The following is a 19360-nucleotide window of genomic DNA, read 5'->3' on the forward strand; positions in this document are numbered from 1 at the left end:
GTCAGTTGTTCCCTTCCTTGGTTGCCGCGCTGCGTTCGAGCAGCTCGTGCACGACGTTGCCGTGCAGGGGCAGGCTGGTGATTTCGACGCCCTCGCCGGACAGCGCGTCGGCGACGGCGTTCGCGATGGCGACGGGCAGGCTCATGCAGCTGCCCTCGCCGCACCCCTTCGCGCCGAGTTTCGTAAGCGGCGAAGGGGTTTGCAGGTGGTCGCTGTCGAGTTCATAAGCGGTTTCCGCCGTGGTGGGGCAGAGATAGTCCATGAACGTCGCGGTCGGCTGGCCGTTCTCGGTGTAGCGCATCTCCTCGTACAGCGCGCCGCCCAGCGCGTGCGCGAGCGCGCCGTGCACCTGGCCTTCCAGCAGCACCGGGTTGAGGATGGTTCCGGCGTCGTGCACGCTGTACACCTGCTCCAGCCGGACCTCGCGGGTCTCACGGTCGATGCGCACCACCACCAGCTCCGCGACGAATCCGTAGCAGAGACTGGAGTTGATCTGGTCGCTGCGGCTCGGCGCTTTCGACTGCGGCGGGGTGAACGCGGCTTCCTCGTACAGCCGCGCGGACACGCCGTCGGGCAGCGAGCCGGGGTCCCAGTGCACGAGCCCGGCCGCGTGCCGGAACGACACCGAGCGGTCCGGGTTCGCGGTCTCCCGCACTGCGCCGCCGGACAGTTCGACGTCCGCCGGGTCGGCGCCGAGCAGCGTCGCACCGGCGACCTTGATCGTCGCGGCGATCCGTTCCGCCGCTTCGACCAGCGCGCTGGTGAGCAGCGGGGCGAACCGAGACGAGTAGCTGCCGGTGCTGATCGTCCACGGCGTCGTGGCGGTGTCCATCTCGACCACCGGCCGCACCTGTTCGCGCGGCAGGCCGAGCTGATCGGCCACAATGGACTGTGCGACCGTCGCGTGCCCCTGCCCCTGCGGCACCGTGCCCAGCAGCACCGAAACGAGGCCGTTCGGGTCGACGCTGATCCGCACGTGCTCGGTCGAACCGGACTTGCCCCGGCCCGCGGCCCGTTGTTCGGCGGGGGTGGCGAGCCCGACGTAGCCGATGTTCGTCGCGGACGGGTCGACGATCGTCGCGACGCCGATGCCCAGGTATTCGCCGCGCTCGCGGGCTTCCGCCTGCCGTCGCCGGAGCGCCTGGTAGTCGCTGTTCTTCACGAGCAGATCGAGCGCGCCGTGGTAATCACCGGAGTCGTAGATGCCGCCGGTCGGGGTGGCGTAAGGGAAATCGGCGACGAAGTTGCGGCGGCGCAGCTCCACCGGATCGAGACCGCCGGTGTGCGCGATCTCGTCCATCAGCCGTTCGAGCCCGAAGTAGAGCTGCTGGCCGCCGAAGCCGCGGTTGAGGCCGGTCGGGGTTTTGTTCGTGACGACCGCGCGCGAACGGATCCGTACCGCGTCGATCCGGTAGGCACCGGTGATGTTGCCGAAGCACCGGTAGAGCGTGCTCGGCTCGGGCGGCCGCAGGTAGCCGCCGACGTTGTCGATCAGATCCGCGCGCAGGCCGACGACCTGGCCGTCCGGCGCGATGGCCGCCTCGAACCGCATCTTCCGGTCGGACCCCGCCGAACTGGCCAGCAGGTGCTCGACCCGGTCCTCGGTCCAGCGCACCGGCCGCCCGGCGTGTTTGCTGGCGAGCGCCATCAGCGCGACATACGGGTAGATCGCGGCTTTGATGCCGAAGCTGCCGCCGATGTCGGCGGGCACGCGCAGCCGGATCCGCGACGCGGGCACGCCGAACGCCCCGGCCAGCACCGCGACCATGGAGAACGGGCCGTGGAAATTCGCCCACGCCTCGACCGCCGGGCCGTCCGCCTCGTCGCGCCACTCCACGACGACCGAACCGCATTCCATCGGGGTCGACGAGTAGCGCGGGAAGTCGTACTCCCGCGCGACCACGCGGTCGGCAGCGGCGAAAACCGCGTCCACGTCGCCGAAATCGAAGGTGCGGTCGGTGGCGACGTTGCTGTCCGCCGTGTCGTGCAGCAGCGGCGCGCCGTCGGCGAGCGCGTCCTCGATCTCGATGACCGGCGGCAGCGGCTCGTAGTCGACCTGGACGAGTTCGGCCGCGTCCTCGGCGGCATACCGATCCGCCGCGACCACCACCGCGACGGGTTCGCCGACGAACCGGGCCTTGTCGACCGCGGTCGGGTAGTACGGCATCGGCGTCTTCACCGCGAGCGGGAACGGCTTCAGCCCGGCCGCCACCTCCTCGGGCCCGAGCACCGCGGCGACCCCGGGATGCCGGCGCGCGCGGTCGAGGTCGACCCGGCGGATCCGGGCGTGCGGATGCGGGCTGCGGACGATCGCCGCGGTCAGCGTCCCGGCGAACGGATCGAGGTCGTCGAGGAACCGGCCGCGGCCGGTGAGCAGCGCCGGATCCTCGATCCGCGCGCAAGCCTGGTCCGTCACGGGGTCTCCTGCAGATCGTGGGCGGCGAGTTCGCGGCGCAGGATCTTGCCCACGCCGGACTTCGGGATCTCCGGCACCGCGACGACGCGCTTGGGCCGTTTGAGCGAGGGCAGGCCGGACTCGTCCCGCGCGAACCGGGCGACCGCCGCGACGGCCTCGTCCGGCGTGATTCCGTGCTCCGGCACGACGAACGCGGTGACCGCCTGGCCCCACCGGTCGTCCGCGGTGCCGGCGACGACGACCTCGCGCACCGCCGGGCAGGCGGCGAGCGCGTTCTCGATCTCCCCGGGGTAGATGTTCTCCCCGCCCGAGTTGATCATGTCGTCGATCCGGCCGGACACCCACAGGTCGCCCTCGTCGTCGGCGACCGCGAGATCGCCGGGGAAGTACCAGCCGCCGCGGATCGTCTTCGCGTCCGCGTCGGGACGGCGCCAGTACCCGGCGAACGCCTCCGGGCTCGCCATCGACACCGCGATCTGGCCCTGCTCCCCCGGCCCGGCCAGGTCGTCCGGGCTGGCGTCCGGCTCCGGCCGCACGAGCCGGACCCGGGAGAAGAACCCGGCTCTCCCCGCGCAGCCCGGTTTGGCCGCCGCGTCCGGGCCGATCGAGAAGGTGTAGATCTCCGTGCTGCCGTAGTGGTTCACGAACGACTGCGGCTCCAGTGCATCCCGCAGTTGCTCGGCCAGCGAGGTCGTCATCGCCGCTCCCGCGTACCCGATTTTGCGCACCGACGCGGCTTCCCCGAGGCGGCCGGTGCGCAGCAGCGACCAATAGATCGTGGGGACCAGAAAGAGGCTCGCGATCTTTTCCCGCTCGATGAGTTCGAGCGTCTCGTCGGCGTCGAACCGGACCTGCGGCACCCAGGTGCCCGCGGTGAGCACTGTGGACAGCAACGTCCGCATGCCCATGGTGTGGAACAACGGCATCACGCCGAGCGTGGCGTCGAAATAGGACTGTCCAGTTTGGATGATGTGGGCGAGTGCGGCGGCGTGCTCGGCCGCGTGACTGCGCGGAACGCCTTTCGGCTTTCCGGTGGTGCCCGAGGTGTAGAGCATGACGCTGGGGTCGCTGTCGCGCACCCGCACGATCGGAGCCGGTCCGCCGCGTCGGGCGCGATGTTCGACCTCTTCGGCGGAAACACTGCGGACGCTCTCGTCCAGCGCCTTGGCGACGAGTTCCGCGTTTTCGTCGTCGTAGACCACCAGCGCCGGCTCCGCGTCCGCCACGCAGTACGCGAGTTCCGGCACCGCGAACCGGAACGACAGCGGCACCGAAACCGCGCCGATCTTCTGTGCCGCCAGGTGCAAACTCGCCAGCGGCAGGCCGCCGGCGAGCACCAGCACGACACGGTCGCCCGCGCGCACTCCCAGTTCGCCGAGCGCCCGCGCCAGCCGGCTCGTCCGGTCGTCCCATTCGGCGTAGGTGAGCGGATCCGCGCCGCCCACCGCCCGCCGCGCCGGATAGCGCTCGGCCGTCCACCGCATTGCCGTGCCCAGGTCCATCAGTGCTCCGTTACAGCCGTCCGGAAGCGGAAGAACTCCGCCGGTTGATGATCTGTTTCAGACCATCCGTTTCAGACGGTCAGGACCGTACGGTAGCCTTCGGAGCATGTCAAGCGTGCGGTTGTCCACGACCTCGTACGTCGTGCTCGGCATGGTCGCGCTGCGCGGCGCGTCGACCCCCTACGACCTGAAGCGCGCGGTCGGCCGGTCGATCGGCTACTTCTGGACTTTCCCGCACGCGCAGCTGTATTCCGAGCCGAAACGGCTGGAGGACGCCGGGCTCCTCGACGTGCACGAGGAGCAGCACGGGCGCAGGCGGAAGCTGTACACGATCACCGCCGAGGGCTCGGCCGCGCTGCGGACCTGGCTCGCCGAACCGGTGCACGAGCACTTCGAACTCCGCGACGTCGCGGAGATCAAGCTGTTCTTCAACGAACTCGGCGAACTCGGCGACGTCGCCCGGCTCGCGGCGAGCCAGATCGAACAGCATGAACGCCGCATCGCCGAGTACCAGGACATGAAGGACCGCTTCGGCGAGGTGCACGACGTGGCGAACCGCATGGTCACGCTCGAATTGGGGCTGGGCATGGAATACGCGGCGCTCGAGTTCTGGCAGCGGGTCGCCGGGCAGGTCGAACGCGGCGAGTTCCCCACCGCCGCGCGCCGGGCGGAGCAGTGAGGGACGCGGCGTCCACGGGATTCGCCGCCCCGGCCGCCGATAGTCCACAAAGGACACCAAGGAAAAATGCCCGGTTGATGCCCCTAAAACCGCTTCCGCGAGTCCGTGAGGGGAACCCTGGGGGAATCTGATTCCCTCAGGGTTCCCCTCACGGACCGCAAACCAGCCCGGCGCGCACCCCGCCGCGCCGACCCCCTTGCCACGGCAGGGAATCGCTCCCGGGCTGCCGCCCGCCGACTCCGCCCCGGGCCGGAAGCCTCCGGAGCTAGAGCATTGTTGCCCTAGCCGGACCGGACAGTCCGGCCTAGCGTCCGTGGTTCGTGCAGTCCTCAGCACGGAGGCGCGGCTGTGGTGATCGAGCAGGACCTCGCCCGGATCTACGAGGCGATCCGCGCGCTCGCCGGAGGCTCCCCGGTGGCGCTGCGGCACGTCGCCCAGGTGTGCCGGGACGTGCTGGCGGTCGACGGCGTCGGCGTGCGGCTGGCGGATCAGCGCGGTCTCGGCGAACCGGTCTACGCCACCGATCCGCGCGCCGAACGGATGCTCGAACTCCAGATCACCGTGGGGGAAGGTCCCGGGCTGACCGCGCTGCGGCGCCGGTTCGCGGTGCTGTCGGCGGGGCTGGACGAGCCGCGGCGGATCCGGCAGTGGCCGTTGTTCGCGCCCGCCGCGGTCGACGAGGGGATCCGCGCGATGTTCGCGTTCCCGCTGGCCACCGGGGCGGCCTCGATGGGGGTGCTCGAGATCTACCGGGCGAGCGGCCGGACCCTGTCCGACGCCGAGCTGGATCTGGCGCTGACGATGGTCCAGGTCATGACCGGCCACCTGCTCGGCCAGGTGGCCCGCTCGGCAGGCGGCGACGCGGAAGCGATGATCGACGAGGGGCTTTACCACCGCTGGCGCACCGTGCACCACGCCACCGGGACGCTCGTGGCGCAGCTGGGCTGCCCGGTCACGGAAGCGTTGCTGCGGTTGCGGGCCCACGCGTACGTCACCGGTCGCAGGTTGTCCGAGGTGGCGGACGACGTGACCGCGGGCGTGCTGCGACTGCCCTCCGACTACCACGGCGACCGCGAGAAGAACGACTCAGAAGACCGTCGCGACGAAGGCGACGACGGCGAGGGCAGGAGGCGGACGGAATGAACACGCTGAGCGGCGAATGGGCGTCGCTTCTGCTGGCGGCTGCCAGGACGGTGGCCGTCCCCCGGGCTGGGCTGGACGCGGCCTGCCTGCTCACCGATCTCTGCGCCCGGTTGCCCGGCGTGGACGAAGCAGTCGTGCTGCTGCCCGACGACAGCGGCCGCGGCGTCCCGCTCGCGGGGACCGACAGCCAGCTGTTCGACGATTTCCTCGCTTTCCGGGCCGACGAGGACCTGTTCTCCGCCGCGAAAACCGGCCAGGGGCCCGAAACCGACGGCACCAGCACGGTGTACGCCGATCTCGCCCAGCAGACCAGCCGGTGGCCGGGACTGGCCCATGTCGCCGCCGTGCACGCCGTCACCACCGTGCACACGGTCGCGATGGAAGCGTTCGGCACGGTCGTCGGCTCCGTCGTGCTGGCCAGCCGCGAACACCGGACGCTGTCCGCCAGCGAGATCGACGCCGTGCGCGGGTGCGCCTCGATCGCGGCGGCGGGCATGCTGGCCGACGTCGTCGCCGACAGTTTGCCCGACACCGCTCTCCGGCTGACCCGCTACACCGCGCAGCAGGACCAGATCGCCGTCTGGCAGGCCACCGGGATGCTCGCCGCCAGCCGGGGCGTCGGGCTGCCCGCGGCGGAGGCGATGCTGCGCGAGCACGCCCGGGAGCGGGCCCAGCCGCTCGCGGACAGCGCCGCGCACGTCGTGGACCACGGCCCGGACGCCGCGGACGAGTTCGCCGAGCCGGGCGGCGACCCCCGGGTCCTGGTGGTGGATCCGGACCGGTTCGCGGTCCGCTGCCTCGCGGACGTGCTGCACGCGGCCGGCTTCGAGGTCACCGCGACCACTTCCGCGGCGGCGGCGCGGGCGGCGCACACCGCGCCGCCTCCGGTGGCGATCGTCGACCAGACGGCCGCGGGAGCGGCCGACCTGATCCGGATCCTCGCCGAGGAGCCGGGGACGCAGGTGATCGTGATCTCGCCGATGGCGGTGCGCCAGGCTCCGCCCGCGACCGCGAGGGTGCTGCCCAAACCCGTCCACCCGTCGCAGATCCTGGCCGCGGTCCGGGACCTGCACCCCGCCGCGGGCAAGCGGGTGGCGTGATGAAACAGCGGCTGGCCAGCGGATGCGACCGGCTGGACACGATTCTGGGCGGCGGGCTGATCGACCCGTCGATCACCCTGCTGGCGGGAGCCCCCGGATCCGGCAAGACCGTGCTGGCCCAGCAGTACGCGTTCGCCAACGCCGACCCCGCCCGTCCGGTGGTCTACTTCAGCACCCTCACCGAGCCCCTGTCGAAGATCACCCAGTTCCTCGACGGCCTCACGTTCTGCGCGCCGGAGCGGATCGGGACCTCGGTGCTGTTCGAGGACCTCGGCGACGTGGTGACCTCGGGCGGGCTGAACGCCGGGCTCGCCAGGATCACCGAGATCGCGACCCGCACCCGCTGCGCTCTGCTGGTCGTCGACAGCATCAAGGCCCTGCGGTACGCCACCCCGGACCAGGCCGCCTACACGCGGTTCCTCTACGAGCTGGCCGGGCGGCTCAGCGCGCTGGCGACCAGCACCCTGTGGCTGGCCGAATACGACACCGCCGAACTGGCGACCTCGGCCGAGTTCACCATCGCCGACACGACCATCGCGCTGTCCACCCAGGCCAGCGGCCAGCGCACCAACCGCGCCCTGCAGGTGCTCAAGCTGCGCGGCAGCGGCTTCCGGCCCGGCTGGCACGCCTACCGCATCTCCCAGGACGGGCTGGACGCCTTTCCCCGGCTCAGCGACTCCTCCGACGGCGACGGAACGGCCGACCCGGCGAGCCTGGCCCGGGTGAGTTCGGGCATCGCCGGGCTCGATTCGCTGCTGGGCGGCGGATTCTGGCCCGGTTCGAGCACCATCGTGGCCGGGCCGCCCGGCTCCGGCAAGACCGTCATGGGCCTGCACTTCGCCTTCCACGGCACGGAACTGGGCCAGCACAGCACGTTCACCACGCTGCAGGAGAGCCCGCTCCAGCTCAACCGGGCCATCCACAGCCTCGGCTGGGAGCCGCGGTCGCGCGGCGTCACGCTGCGCTGCGAGTCCCCCAACGACATCTACATCGACGAATGGTTCTACGACCTGCTGGCGTCGCTGAACGCCAGCCAGACCCGCCGCCTGGTCATCGACAGCCTGACCGATCTCGCCGCGGCGTGCGAGGACGAGCGCCGGTTCAGCGAATTCCTGCACTCCCTGCTGGGCCGCTGCTCCCAGGTGGGGATCAGCACGATGCTCACCCTGGAGATCCCGGACCTGTACGGACGGGAAGGCCTGTCCGACACCGGGATCTCCCATCTGTCCGACAACGTGATCCTCCTGCAGTACCAGCGCGCCAGCGCCCGCGTCGACCGGGCGCTGACCGTGCTCAAAACCCGGGCCAGCGCGAACCGTCCCTACACCACCACCTTCGAGATCACCGGCAACGGCATCGTCATGGACGATTCGGCCGGTCCGGACGTCACCGCAGCGGGTCGAAGGCGCTGAGATCGATCCCCGGGTCGGCCCGCCGGGCCAGCCGGGCCGCGATCGAACCCGCGTACGGCCCCATCGTGAGCCCCGACGCGCCGAGGCCGTTGGCCACCACCAGCCCCTTCACCTGCGGCACGGCGCCGAGCAGCGGCCGGATGTCCGGCCCAGCGGGACGGAAGCCGACGCGGGTCTCCACATACGTCGCGTCCGCCAGCCCCGGCGCCACCGACAGCGCTTCGGCCAGCACTTCCGCCAGCCCGGCCGCAGTCACCCGGTGGTCGAAACCGGCGCCCTCCTCGCGTGTCGCGCCGACCACGATCCGCGAATCGTCGAAGGCCAGCAGGTAATGCCGCGACTGGGGCAGCACCACCGGCCAGTGCGAGGTTTCCGTTCCCGGCAGCCGGAGATGGACGATCTGCCCGCGCTGCGGTTCGACCCGCACCTCGACCCCGAGCGGCTTGAGCAACGCGGGAGACCACGCCCCCGCCGCCGCGATCACGCCGTCGGCGCCGAGGAACTCGCCGCCAGCCCGCACTCCCCCGTCCACGATTTCGGCGGTGCCTTCGACAACCCGCGCCCCGCGCCGCACCGCCGCCCGGCGCATCGCGTCGCGGACCAGCCGCCCGTCCAGGCGGGCCGCGCCCGGAATGTGGATGGCCGGGCCGTCGTGCGCGAGCGGCGGGAACAACTCCCGGGCCTGCTGTGCGTCGATCAACTCCACCTCGCCGGCCAGCGGCGATTCCTTCGCCCGGTTCGAGATCCGCCGAAACTCTTGTGCCGCTTCGCTTTCGGACACCAGCCGCAGCGAACCGACCCGGCGATACCCGAGGTCGGTCTCCCCGTCCTCGGCCAGCGCCGCCCGCAAACCCTCGTAGTACTCCGCGCCGCCGGTCGCCATCCGGTACCAGTCCGGATCGTCCACGGCGGACGACCACGGGCAGATGATGCCCGCACCCGCCGACGTCGCGCGGCCGGTCGCCGCCTCGTCGACCAGCACCGTGTCCACCCCGGCCCGGACCAATTCGTACCCGGCTGCCGCACCGACGATCCCGCCACCGACCACGACTACCCGCATTTCGTTCCGCCCCTTCGCATCCGATTGTTTTCCCTCACCGCACGCCGCCCATCCGCCGCTGCACCCAAGGCGCGAGCAGCAGCAAGACGACGCCCGCGGCCATCACGGCCGCGCCGACCCCGGCGAAATAGCCGATTTCGGTGTCCTCGCTGTACAACTGCACTAATTGCGCGTTGATCCCGCTCGCCGCCGCCGAGGCCAGGAACCACAGGCTCATCATCTGCGCGAGAAACGCCCGCGGCGCCAGCTTGGTCGTCGCCGAAAGCCCTACCGGCGACAGGCACATCGACCCGCAGATCACCACGAAGTAGCTCGCGACGAGCCACCACGGACTGGCCGGCACGTGCACCCCGTGCAGCAGGCCCGGCCCGGCCATCAGCACGAACGACGCACCGCCGAGCAGCAGCCCGAGCGCGAACTTCCGCGACGTCGCGGGCTGCCGGTCGCCCAGCCCGATCCACAGCCAGGCGAACACCGGGGCCAGCACGAGCGTCGCGATCGGGTTCAGCGACTGGAACCACGAGGACGGCACGGAAAACCCGAAGATCTCCAGATCCGTCCGCTTGTCCGCGAATTGCGCCAGCACCGAACTGGTCTGCTCGTTGACCACCCAATAACACACCGCGCCGAGGAACAGCGGAATGTACGCGATTAACCGGGACCGCTCGACGGCGTCCGTCCGCGGACTGCGCAGCATCATCGCCAGGTACGCCACCGGCAATACGACCGCCAGCACGGTCACCGCGTTGATCAATGTGCGCACGGTCAGCGCTCCGGCAATCCCGAACACGCCAATTACCAGTGCCAGCACCACAATTCCCGCACCGGCCCGAATCGCGACCCGCCGCCGTTCGCCGTCGCGCAGCGGATTCGTCGGCGCTTCCCCGGCCTGTCCCAGCCGCCGCCGTCCGCGCGCGAACACCAGCAACCCGGCCGCCATCCCGACCGCGGCGAGCGCGAACCCGACGTGGTAATCCACCTTCTGCCCGAGCGTGCCCACGAGATACGGCGCGATGAACGCACCGAGGTTGATTCCCATGTAGAACACGGAAAACCCGGCGTCGCGGCGGTTGTCCTTCAGCGAGTACAGCTCGCCGACCAAACTGGACACATTCGGCTTCAGCAGCCCGGTGCCCGCGACGATCAGCAGCATCGACACCAGCAGCGCGGGCAATCCGCCCGGCACCGCCAGCGCCAGGTGCCCGCACATGATCAGCACACCGCCGGCCTGCACCGCGCGCCGCATGCCCAGCACCCGGTCGGCCAGCCATCCGCCGCCGACGCCGGACATGAACACCAGCGCGCCGTAAATCGACACCAACGCCGAGGAGGTCGCCTTGTCCAGGCCGAGGCCGCCCTCGGAAGTCCGGTCGTACAAGTAGTACAGCAGGATCGCGGACATTCCGTAATAGGAAAACCGCTCCCACATTTCGACGAAGAACAACGTCGCGAGGCCGCGTGGGTGGCCGAAAAACCGTCGGTCGCGCGCGGACGTCATTGTCTGCTCGTTCATAGCCGCCTTTCGGGCAGTCGTGGAACGACGAAAGAAGAAAAAGCGTTCAGCAGGTGGTGCCGTCGGACCGCCGCAACAGCGGACGGTCGACAGTCCAGAGCACTTCGGCGACGACGTCGCCTTGGTTGTGCACTGCGTGCGGTGTCGTGGACTTGAAGTGGATCGAATCCCCCGCCGCGAGCACCACAGTCTCGTCCTGCAGCAGGAAGGTCAATTCGCCGTTCAGCACGTAACAGAATTCCTCGCCGTCGTGCTGAGTGACCGGCGATGGCTGATCGGTGGGGCGCACCTTGGTGGCCAGCACCTCGATGCGCTGGTCCGGCAGGTCCGCGGTGAGCACCCGGTGTTCCCGCTCGCCCAGCACCACCCGGGCGGCGCGCGGATCGTCGTGCCGGGACACGGCGTACTCCGCCCGGCTTCGCTTGCCCGCGGCGCCGAGCAGGTCGACCGCGTCCACGTCGAGCGCGCCGGCGATCGCGAACAGCGAGGTCAGCGAAATCGCGTTGACGCCGCGTTCGGCCAGCGAGAGAAACCCGGGCGAAAGACCGCACCGCTCGGCCAGCTCCCGCAGCGTCAGGCCGCGTTCGGACCGGAGCCGCTTGATCGCCGCCCCGACCTGGCGGGCTGGATCGTGGTCCGGCACGGCTCCGTCCTCCTTCCGTCTTCCTTGAGTTTAGTTCGGCAAAACAGAGCCAGTCAATACTAAACACAAGCGCGCGTACTGCATCGCCCGGCGAATCCTCTTGCCGGACAACGAAAAACGCGCTCAGCCTGCCCGGTGGCCTGCGGACTGGGCGGTGACGGCCGCGGCCTCCGCCGCGACCACCTCCTCGGCGTCGTCCAGCCGGGCCGCCAAATTCGCCCGCGCCTCCGCGACCTCCCCGGACACCAGCTGCTCCGCGAACTCCTTGTGCACGGCCAGCCGTTCCTTGAGGTTCTCCCGGACCTGCGCCTCCTGCTGCTCGGTCGCGGTGATCACCAGCCGCAGCTTCTCCATCAAGTGCCGGTGCGCGGTGGTCAGATGCCGCGACCCGAGCAGCTCGACGACCTCGACGTGGCACCGGATGTCCGCCTGCACGAACCCGGTGACGTCGTGCTCGTGCACCGTCTTCTCCAGGTCCCGCACCGCGTCGGTGATGCGGGCCAGCTGCTCGGCCGAAGCGTGCGCGGCGGCCTCGACCCCGCCCAGTTCGAGGAACCGCCGGGCCCGGTAGATGTCCCGCACGTCCTCCGGGCTGAGCGTGGTCACCTGAAGTACCCGGGTCGCCGGATGCCGGGTGAGCAGGCCGTCCATCAGCAGAGTGTTGAGCGCCTGGCGGATCGTCGCCCGGGACGCCCCGAGGTCCTCGGCCACCGCGTCCTCGGTCACCGGCGTGCCAGGGCTCAGCTCGCCGCTGAGAATGCGCTCGCGCAGAATCGCCACGCTCTTCTCGGCGACCGTCTCCCGCTGAATTCGGCCCATACCCCCCGGTTCCCTTCTCGAACAAACCTGGATCGATTCTACTGGTCGCCCGGCCGGCGAGGCGGCTGCGTGCGGGCGCGGCGGACCCCGGGCGCGAGAAGCCTGTCGGGCCGGAACTCCGCGAGCAGCTCCTGCGCCGCGCCGTCGTGCACCTCCTTCGCCACGAGATCGCCGAGCAGCGGCGCGAGGGTGACGCCGCTGTGCGTCGCGACCACGTAAAGCCACGGTTGCGCGGGCACCGGCCCGGCGACGGTGAGCCCGTCCGCCGGGAGCGCCCGCTGGCCGACCCGCAGCTCCGAAACCGTCGCGGCCCTGGTGTGCCGCAGCACGCTCCGGAGCCGGTCAAGCAGCTCCTCGGCGAGCGGCGACCCGGGGTCCGGAACGGCCCGCGGATCCGCGGTGCGGTCGAGGTCGAGCGCCTGCAACTGCAGCCGCCCCGCCCCGTCCGGGCGGACGTTGAGCCGGGACGTCGTGAGCAGCCCGCGCAGCGCAGCCGGCACCGGGCTGGTGACCGCGAGATAGCCGACTGTCGCGTCGCCGGGGTGGGTGAACGTCTCCATCGCGAGCGGGACGTCCGCCTGCGCCAGCAGCTTCCCGGTCCACCGGCCGACGCAGCTGATCACGCGGTCGCAGCCGAGCGCCGTGCCGTCGGCGAGCCGCAGCACCGGCCGCCCGCCGTCAACGTCGAACGCCTTCACCTGCGCACCGCTGACGACCTGCACGCCCAGCTCTTCGGCCGTCGTGAGCAGATGGGCGAGGTAGAGCTGCGGATAACAGTGCGCCTCGCTCGGGAAATAGGCGATCAGTTCTGGGTCCGGCGAGACGAGCAGGTCCGGAACGAGCTGCCGTGCGCGTTCCGCCGTGACCTCCTCGACGGTGTATCCGTGCCCGGTCAGCCGCGCCATCCGCTGTTCCAGCTCCGCGGCGTGCGCCGGATCGGTCGCGACCTCGAGGTGCCCGCCGGTGCCGAGCCAGCCGCCGCCGGTGGATTCGGCGAGCCTGCGGTGCGCGGCCATGCCCGCGAGGTTGAGTTCGTAGTAGGCCTGGGGTTCCTTCTTGTTCGCGTTGACCCAGGCGTAGCTGGTCGAGGACGTGCCCGCGCCGGGCACGCGCTGGTCCACGACGGTGACGCGCGCGCCGCGGCGGGCGAGCGCGGTGGCGACGGACAGGCCGATCACCCCGGCCCCGATGACGACGATCTGCACGGAACGCTGCCCCTTTCCAGGCTTTCCAGGCGCGAGGGAGTTCACAGGACTTTCCCGAGGAAGGCTTTCGTCCGCGGATGCTGGGGATCGGCCAGCACCCGCGCCGGGTCGCCGCTCTCGACGACGACCCCGCCGTCGATGAACACCGCGTGGTCGGCGACCTCGCGCGCGAACCCGATCTCGTGCGTGACCACCACCATCGTCATGCCGGAGCGGGCGAGATCCTTCATCACGTCGAGGACCTCGCCGACGAGTTCCGGGTCGAGCGCGGACGTCGGCTCGTCGAAGAGCATCAGTTTCGGTTGCATGGCAAGGGCTCGTGCGATCGCGACCCGCTGTTGCTGACCGCCGGAAAGCGCACTGGGATACGACGACGCCTTGTCGGCGAGCCCCACCCGGTCGAGCAGTTCCAGGGCCCGTTTCCGGACGACTTCGCGCTTTTCGCGGCGCACGCCGATCGGCGCTTCCATGACGTTCTGCAGCGCCGTCATGTGCGCGAACAGGTTGAACCGCTGGAACACCATGCCGATCTCGGCGCGCCGCCGCTGAACGGCCGAGGGCGGCAGTTCGTGCAGCCTCCCGTTGCGTTCGCCGTAGCCGATCAACTGCCCGTCGACGTACAGGCGGCCGGCGCTCAGCGTTTCCAGATGATTGATCAGCCGCAGAAAGGTGGACTTCCCGGACCCCGACGGCCCCAGCAGCGTCATCACCTCGCCGCGCCGCACTTCGAGGTCGATTCCCTTCAGCACGGCGGCGGTCCCGAAACTCTTGCAGACGTTCACCGCCTGCACCATCGGCGCTTCGACGCTGGTCATCGGCCCTCCTGAGCGATCTCGGCCCGCCGCGACACGGCCCGCTCGCTGCGGTTGAACCGGCGTTCCAGGAAATGCTGGCCGACATTCAGCACCGACGTCATCAGCAGATACCACAGCGACGCGGTGATCAGCAGCGGAATCGTCTTGAAGTTCGTCGAATAGACGAGCTGCGCCGAATAGAGCAGTTCCGGAAAGGCCAGCACGCTCACCAGGGAAGTCGTCTTGAGCATGGTGATCACCTGGTTTCCGGTCGGCGGAATGATCACCCGCATCGCCTGCGGCAGCACGACGCGGCGCAGGGTGCGCAGCCGCGACATGCCCAGCGCCTGCGCCGCCTCGGTCTGCCCGCGGTCGACCGACAGGATCCCCGCCCGCACGACCTCCGCCATGTACGCGCCCTCGTTCAAGCCGAGCCCCAGAATCGCCGCGATGAACGGCGTGATCAGCACGTTGGTCGGCGCGGACACGAACTGCGGCCCGAACGGAATCCCCAGCCCCAGCCGGGGATACAACGCCGAGGCGTACCCCCAGAACAGCAACTGGACGAACACCGGTGTCCCGCGGAAAAACCAGATGTAGAGAGAAGCGAACCCCTTCAACGCCGGATTAGCCGACAACCGCATCACCGCGAGCACGACGCCGAGCACGATCCCGATCGCCATCGCGATCACCGTCAGCTCGACCGTTTTCCCCAGCCCGGCGAGGATTTCCCCGGACCCGAGATAGTTCCCGACGATGTCCCAGCCGAAGTTCTTGTTGGTGAGCAGAGTGTGCACGAACATCGCCGCCAGCACCGCCGCGACCGCGTAGGTGACCCAGCGCCCCGGGCGGCGCAGCGGCACTACCGGTTCTTCCTGGATCCGTGGCGCACTTATCGCTGTCATGTTCCCCGTTTCCCTTCCGGGTCCGCCGTGTCCCGCTTACGATTGCGCGCCGTTGATCTCCGACTTCTCGATCGCGATCTTCTCCAGATTCCACTTCTTCAGAATCGTCTGGTAGGTGCCGTTCTTGATCAGCACCCCGATCGCCTCGTGCACCGGCTCCACCAGCTTGCTGCCCTTCGGAAAGGCGACGCCGCCGGGATTCGGATTGCGGAAGAACGGCCCCGCCGTCTCGAAAACGTCCTTCTGCTGCGCGGCGACCGCCAGCAGCGGCGGAGCGTCCTCCATGACTCCGTCGATGCGCCCGCTCTGCAGCGCGAGCTGTGCCTGCGGCCCGTTCTGGTACACCTCGACCGTCGCGGCCGGCTTCCCGGACCCCGCGCACTTCGCCGCCTGCGACGGCAGGAAACTCGTCTGCTGCAAGGACCCGCGGATCACCCCGACGCGCGCGCCGCACACCTGATCGGCCTTGAGCTGCGCCGGATTCCCGGTTTTCACCAGCACCAAAGTGCCGTTCCAGTAGTAGGTGACGAGATCGACCGTGCGCTCGCGTTCCTTGGTGTCGCCGATCGACGACATCGCGAGATCGACCTTGTTCGAGGTCAGCGACGGAATGATCGCGTCGAACGAGGTGTTCACGAACTCCACGCGCACCCCGAGCACGCCGCCGATCGCGTTCGCCAGGTCCGGGTCGAGCCCCACCACCTTGCCTGCCTGAACCGACTCGAACGGCGGATAGGTCTCGTCCATCGCCACCCGGAGCACCCCCGCGCTCCGCACCTCCGCCGGCAGCCGAGCCGCCAGCGCCGCGTCCTTGGCGACCGCCGGAACGACCACCTCCGGCGACGGCCCGGCCGCCTCCCCGCCGCCGCCTCCACACCCCGCCAGAGCAGCGCAAACAGCGACAGCGCCAATGGCGAACAGGGCGACTCCACGTCGGTTCATACTGTCTCCTTGTCGTTCTGTCTAGCTGTCTGACAGGAGACTCTCCTATGGACGGGGTCGCGGGTCAAGAAGCAAAAAAGTCGATCTAGAAACCGGGGACGCGCGGGGCAGGGCGCTCGGCAGCCCGGGCGAAGGGCGTACCGGTGAGTCCTTTTTGGACAGCAGGACGATGCCAGGATCCGGGCAGGAAGCTGGTCTCGGGTGGCTGAAGCCTGCCGCTACCCCGCCAGAATCCGCCGATCGATCTCGCGAATGACAGCCAAACTGCCGACCTCCGCATTGGACAGCACCACCACATCGAGATTCCCAACGGGATAGTGCCGCGCGATACCGCCGACGCCTGCGTTGCCGCCGTCCTTGTAGTAATTCCGGACTGAACCGTCCGGCCGCAAGGTGAATTCCAGCCCGAAGCCGAACCACACGTCGTCGTGGTGCCGCACCTGCGGGGTCAGAAATAGCTCAGTCCCCTCGGCCGACAGCAGTTCACCAGCGCGCACCGCCCGCAGGAACCGCACCAGATCGTCCGCGGTGGCATGCGCTCCGCCGTCGGGCGAGCCGATCGACGGATAGCTGAAGATGTTCTGCTTCCAGCCAGTGATCCGGCCCGCGGAATCAGTGACCGGATCCCAGCCCTCGGCGACGTTCGGTGCCGCTTCCCGGCGGTCGAAAAAGTCCGAGGAGGTCATTCCCGCCCGCGCGAAAACGGCATGCCGAATATGGTCGCGATACCCAACACCGGTGATTTCCTCGATCGCCAGGCCGACCAGGACGTATCCGGCGTTGCAGTACCGGCATCCCTCGCCCGGCGGGAAATTCGGTGGCTTGTCAGCGAAATTCGGCACGAGGTCCCGCGTTCGGGTCACCGAATAGACCGGCTTGTCGACCCACAACGCCTCGTAGCTCTCGCCGGCTTCCTCGTCCGCGTCGTCGGCGATCCCGGAGGTGTGCGTGAGCAGCTGCCGGACGGTCACGCGCGCCGAGATCGCCGTGCCGGCCAGGTCGACGATGCCGGTGATCGGCGCGTCCAGGTCCAGCCGTCCGTCGTCCACCAGTTGCAACGCGGCGACCGCCGTGAACAGCTTGGTGATCGACACCGTATCGAACCGGAGGGCGAGACTGTTCGGCACCGCCCATCGACGGCTGGCCTGGCCGTACGCGCCCGAGAACACCACGTCGTCTCCGCGGCGGATCAGCACCACACCGGAAAACTGGTCAGCGGCGGCCCGGTCGCTCAGCCAGGAATCCAAGCCGGTGAAACGCATTGTCGAATGGTAGCGAAACCGGGGCGGCCGAGTCGCCGACACGCGACCACGAGGGAGAATGCAGCACATCAGCACCGAGGAGGCAAGACGTGGCAGAGCCGGACGGAGATTCATGGCTGCAGCTGCTGGTCGACGGAGCCGGACTGGCCGACCTCGAAGCGTTCCGCGCCCATGCCGTCCGCACCGCGCCGCCGGGTATGGCCGCACAGGTCGAGTCGGACGCTCGGCGAGCGCTGCACCTGCACGCGCTGCTGGCCGAACGCACCAGGCACGCGGCCGAACTCACCGTCCTCAACGATCTGGCCCGGCAGCTCACCGCGCTGCGCGAGCCGAACGTCCTGCTCACCGAGATCGCCGTGCAGGCCCGGCGGTTGCTGGCCGTGGACGTCGCCTACGTCATGCTGACCCGCGAGGACGACGTGCTGCGGATCGAGGTCGTCGACGGGTCGATGGGCGACGCGTTGCGTGGCATCGAGCTGCCGCGCGGCGTCGGCCTCGGCGGGCGGGTGCTGGAGACCGGCAAGGCGTGCTGGTCCGGTGACTACGTCCAGGACGCTCTGCTCGCGCATACGTCCACAGTGGACGAAGCGGCGGTCAGCGAGCAGCTGGGCGGCATTCTCGGAGTGCCGCTGCGGGTGGGCGACGAGCCGATCGGGGTGCTGCTGGCCGCCGGGCGCGGGCCGCGGAAGTTCAGTGAGCACGAGGTCGGCCTGCTGACGGCGCTGGCGGCGCACGGGGCGGTCGCGATCCACAACGCCACGTTGTTCGAGCAGTACCAGCGGGCGGCCGAGGAAATCCAGCGCAATGTCGATCTGCACGACCGGCTGACCAGAAGCCTGCTGGACGGAGCGGGGCTCGCCGAAGTCGTCGAAGCGCTGGCGCTGGTGCTCGACGCCGGGATCGTCGTGCTGGACGCGGAAGACGCGGTGCTGTGTTCGGCCGGCGACGATGCCGAGGCCAAGTGGTCCCGCCTGGTGGCCGAGGGGAGCTTCCAGCGCAGGACGTCCGAGGAAGGCGTGGCCCCGATCGTGGTGTCCGACAGCTACGCAGGTTGCGTCGTAGCCCTGCGTGCCGACCCAGTGGACGACGCCACGATGCGGCTGCTGGAGACCGGTGCCACCGTGGTCGGGCTGGTTCTCGCCTCGGACCGGGCGGTGGCCGAGGCCGAGCGACGCGCGCACGGCGAGTTCATTGCTGAACTGCTCGGCGGGCACACGGACGACCAGACGATCAACCGGCGCGCCAATGCCGCCCGGATCAATCTGGGCGCGGTCGGGTGCGTCGCCGTGCTTCGGCCGGACGCTGGCGACACCGAGGCAACGGCGGGCGGTTCACGGCTAGCGCGGCAGGAAAGCGGCTGGTCAGCACAGTACGGCGGCTCCGTAGTGGTCCTCCTGCCGACGCACGACGTGCTGCGGGTCCGCGACGACCTCCGCCAGTGGGACGCGCCAGTGACTGTCTGCGTGGCGGAAGCCGACGGCACAGCGGCAGGCGTGCGCGCGGCGTATCGGCAGGCGCACAACGGCACCGCGCTGCTGGCCGCGCTCGGCCGGGCCGGAACCTGTGCCGCGGCGCATGAGCTGGGCATTTACCAATCGCTGTTCACCCAGGTCGGCCGAGACGACCTGCGTGCCTTCATCGACTCGACGGTCGGTGCGCTGCTGCGCCACGACCAGCGCTACCGCACCGGCCTCGTGCCTACCTTGGAGACATACCTGTCGCACGCCGGACGGCACAGCGCGGCGGCCAGCGCGCTGCGCATCCACGTCAACACCCTCTACCAGCGGCTGGCCCGGATCTCCGAGGTGCTGGGCGAGGACTGGAAGGACTCCGGCCGGACGCTGGAGATCCAGCTCGCGCTGCGGCTGCACCGGCTGGCGGAGTCCTTGCCCGGATAGCGCTATGGAGATTCCCTCCATATCCACCGGCACGGTGCGGGTGGTTCGTCCATTGAACCGGGCGCGC

General features: G+C 69.9%; 16 protein-coding genes. 5 read left to right on the forward strand and 11 right to left on the reverse strand.

The features are described from left to right. Position 1 precedes the first annotated feature (1 nt). Together ACFSVL_RS39135 and ACFSVL_RS39140 are read right to left on the reverse strand one after the other, a co-directional pair. Positions 2–2416 (reverse strand): xanthine dehydrogenase family protein molybdopterin-binding subunit, encoded by a 2415-nt coding sequence (locus ACFSVL_RS39135; protein WP_378311968.1) that lies wholly within the window; start codon positions 2414–2416, stop codon positions 2–4. Next, positions 2413–3918, reverse strand: a complete 1506-nt coding sequence (locus tag ACFSVL_RS39140; protein WP_378311970.1) for a class I adenylate-forming enzyme family protein — start codon at positions 3916–3918, stop codon at positions 2413–2415. Before ACFSVL_RS39140 ends, ACFSVL_RS39135 begins: the two co-directional genes overlap by 4 nt. 106 nt (positions 3919–4024) lie before the next feature. Here ACFSVL_RS39140 and ACFSVL_RS39145 point away from each other — a divergent pair, with 106 nt between their 5' ends. The 4 genes from ACFSVL_RS39145 (at position 4025) to ACFSVL_RS39160 (ending at position 8252) form a co-directional block, all read left to right on the forward strand. After that, positions 4025–4597 carry a helix-turn-helix transcriptional regulator gene (locus tag ACFSVL_RS39145; protein WP_378311972.1) on the forward strand — a complete coding sequence of 191 codons (573 nt, stop codon included), beginning with the start codon at positions 4025–4027 and terminating at the stop codon, positions 4595–4597. A 348-nt stretch (positions 4598–4945) separates the two neighbouring features. Beyond that, positions 4946–5740, forward strand: coding sequence for a GAF and ANTAR domain-containing protein (locus ACFSVL_RS39150; RefSeq protein WP_378311974.1), 795 nt, complete (start codon positions 4946–4948; stop codon positions 5738–5740). After that, entirely contained in the window at positions 5737–6840 is a 1104-nt protein-coding gene (locus tag ACFSVL_RS39155) for a hypothetical protein (protein WP_378311975.1), read from the forward strand. The genes ACFSVL_RS39150 and ACFSVL_RS39155 overlap by 4 nt, the downstream gene beginning before the upstream one ends. Next, the gene (locus ACFSVL_RS39160; RefSeq protein ID WP_378311977.1) at positions 6840–8252 is read left to right on the forward strand and encodes an RAD55 family ATPase; all 1413 of its coding nucleotides are present in this window, start codon (positions 6840–6842) and stop codon (positions 8250–8252) included. The genes ACFSVL_RS39155 and ACFSVL_RS39160 overlap by 1 nt, the downstream gene beginning before the upstream one ends. On the opposite strand, the gene ACFSVL_RS39165 is transcribed toward ACFSVL_RS39160, so the two are convergent. The 9 genes from ACFSVL_RS39165 to ACFSVL_RS39205 all read right to left on the reverse strand — a co-directional run bounded on the left by ACFSVL_RS39165 (position 8227) and on the right by ACFSVL_RS39205 (position 17395). Continuing rightward, a complete protein-coding gene (locus tag ACFSVL_RS39165; protein ID WP_378311979.1) occupies positions 8227–9312 on the reverse strand; it encodes an NAD(P)/FAD-dependent oxidoreductase in 1086 nt (361 codons plus the stop codon). The genes ACFSVL_RS39160 and ACFSVL_RS39165 overlap by 26 nt on opposite strands. A gap of 34 nt (positions 9313–9346) precedes the next feature. Next, entirely contained in the window at positions 9347–10825 is a 1479-nt protein-coding gene (locus tag ACFSVL_RS39170; protein WP_378311981.1) for a peptide MFS transporter, read from the reverse strand. 46 nt (positions 10826–10871) lie between these two features. Next, a complete protein-coding gene (locus ACFSVL_RS39175) occupies positions 10872–11468 on the reverse strand; it encodes a helix-turn-helix domain-containing protein (RefSeq protein ID WP_378311983.1) in 597 nt (198 codons plus the stop codon). Positions 11469–11591: 123 nt separating this feature from the next. Beyond that, on the reverse strand, positions 11592–12287 hold the full coding sequence (locus ACFSVL_RS39180; RefSeq protein WP_378311984.1) for a GntR family transcriptional regulator: 696 nt from the start codon (positions 12285–12287) through the stop codon (positions 11592–11594). 38 nt (positions 12288–12325) lie between these two features. Beyond that, entirely contained in the window at positions 12326–13492 is a 1167-nt protein-coding gene (locus tag ACFSVL_RS39185) for an NAD(P)/FAD-dependent oxidoreductase (protein WP_378311986.1), read from the reverse strand. Positions 13493–13533: 41 nt separating this feature from the next. Next, a complete protein-coding gene (locus ACFSVL_RS39190; RefSeq protein ID WP_378311988.1) occupies positions 13534–14307 on the reverse strand; it encodes an amino acid ABC transporter ATP-binding protein in 774 nt (257 codons plus the stop codon). Further along, the gene (locus ACFSVL_RS39195) at positions 14304–15191 is read right to left on the reverse strand and encodes an amino acid ABC transporter permease (protein ID WP_378311990.1); all 888 of its coding nucleotides are present in this window, start codon (positions 15189–15191) and stop codon (positions 14304–14306) included. The genes ACFSVL_RS39190 and ACFSVL_RS39195 overlap by 4 nt, the downstream gene beginning before the upstream one ends. 36 nt (positions 15192–15227) lie before the next feature. Continuing rightward, positions 15228–16133 carry an ABC transporter substrate-binding protein gene (locus ACFSVL_RS39200; RefSeq protein ID WP_378311992.1) on the reverse strand — a complete coding sequence of 302 codons (906 nt, stop codon included), beginning with the start codon at positions 16131–16133 and terminating at the stop codon, positions 15228–15230. Between the two features lie 218 nt (positions 16134–16351). Continuing rightward, positions 16352–17395: a serine hydrolase domain-containing protein gene (locus tag ACFSVL_RS39205; protein WP_378311994.1), complete on the reverse strand. Its 1044-nt coding sequence runs from the start codon at positions 17393–17395 to the stop codon at positions 16352–16354. Between the two features lie 89 nt (positions 17396–17484). Between ACFSVL_RS39205 and ACFSVL_RS39210 the strand changes: the two genes are divergently transcribed. Continuing rightward, a complete protein-coding gene (locus ACFSVL_RS39210) occupies positions 17485–19293 on the forward strand; it encodes a helix-turn-helix domain-containing protein (RefSeq protein WP_378311996.1) in 1809 nt (602 codons plus the stop codon). Positions 19294–19360 lie beyond the last annotated feature (67 nt).

The sequence above is a fragment of the Amycolatopsis silviterrae genome (assembly GCF_042684085.1).
GTDB lineage: Bacteria > Actinomycetota > Actinomycetes > Mycobacteriales > Pseudonocardiaceae > Amycolatopsis > Amycolatopsis silviterrae.

Coding starts and splice junctions, on each gene's coding strand:
- ACFSVL_RS39195 (WP_378311990.1), bottom strand. CDS start 15,191: ATGACAGCGATAAGTGCGCCACGGATCCAGGAAGAACCGGTAGTGCCG.
- ACFSVL_RS39165 (WP_378311979.1), bottom strand. CDS start 9,312: ATGCGGGTAGTCGTGGTCGGTGGCGGGATCGTCGGTGCGGCAGCCGGG.
- ACFSVL_RS39205 (WP_378311994.1), bottom strand. CDS start 17,395: ATGCGTTTCACCGGCTTGGATTCCTGGCTGAGCGACCGGGCCGCCGCT.
- ACFSVL_RS39170 (WP_378311981.1), bottom strand. CDS start 10,825: ATGAACGAGCAGACAATGACGTCCGCGCGCGACCGACGGTTTTTCGGC.
- ACFSVL_RS39145 (WP_378311972.1), top strand. CDS start 4,025: ATGTCAAGCGTGCGGTTGTCCACGACCTCGTACGTCGTGCTCGGCATG.
- ACFSVL_RS39140 (WP_378311970.1), bottom strand. CDS start 3,918: ATGGACCTGGGCACGGCAATGCGGTGGACGGCCGAGCGCTATCCGGCG.
- ACFSVL_RS39160 (WP_378311977.1), top strand. CDS start 6,840: ATGAAACAGCGGCTGGCCAGCGGATGCGACCGGCTGGACACGATTCTG.
- ACFSVL_RS39180 (WP_378311984.1), bottom strand. CDS start 12,287: ATGGGCCGAATTCAGCGGGAGACGGTCGCCGAGAAGAGCGTGGCGATT.
- ACFSVL_RS39200 (WP_378311992.1), bottom strand. CDS start 16,133: ATGAACCGACGTGGAGTCGCCCTGTTCGCCATTGGCGCTGTCGCTGTT.
- ACFSVL_RS39190 (WP_378311988.1), bottom strand. CDS start 14,307: ATGACCAGCGTCGAAGCGCCGATGGTGCAGGCGGTGAACGTCTGCAAG.
- ACFSVL_RS39155 (WP_378311975.1), top strand. CDS start 5,737: ATGAACACGCTGAGCGGCGAATGGGCGTCGCTTCTGCTGGCGGCTGCC.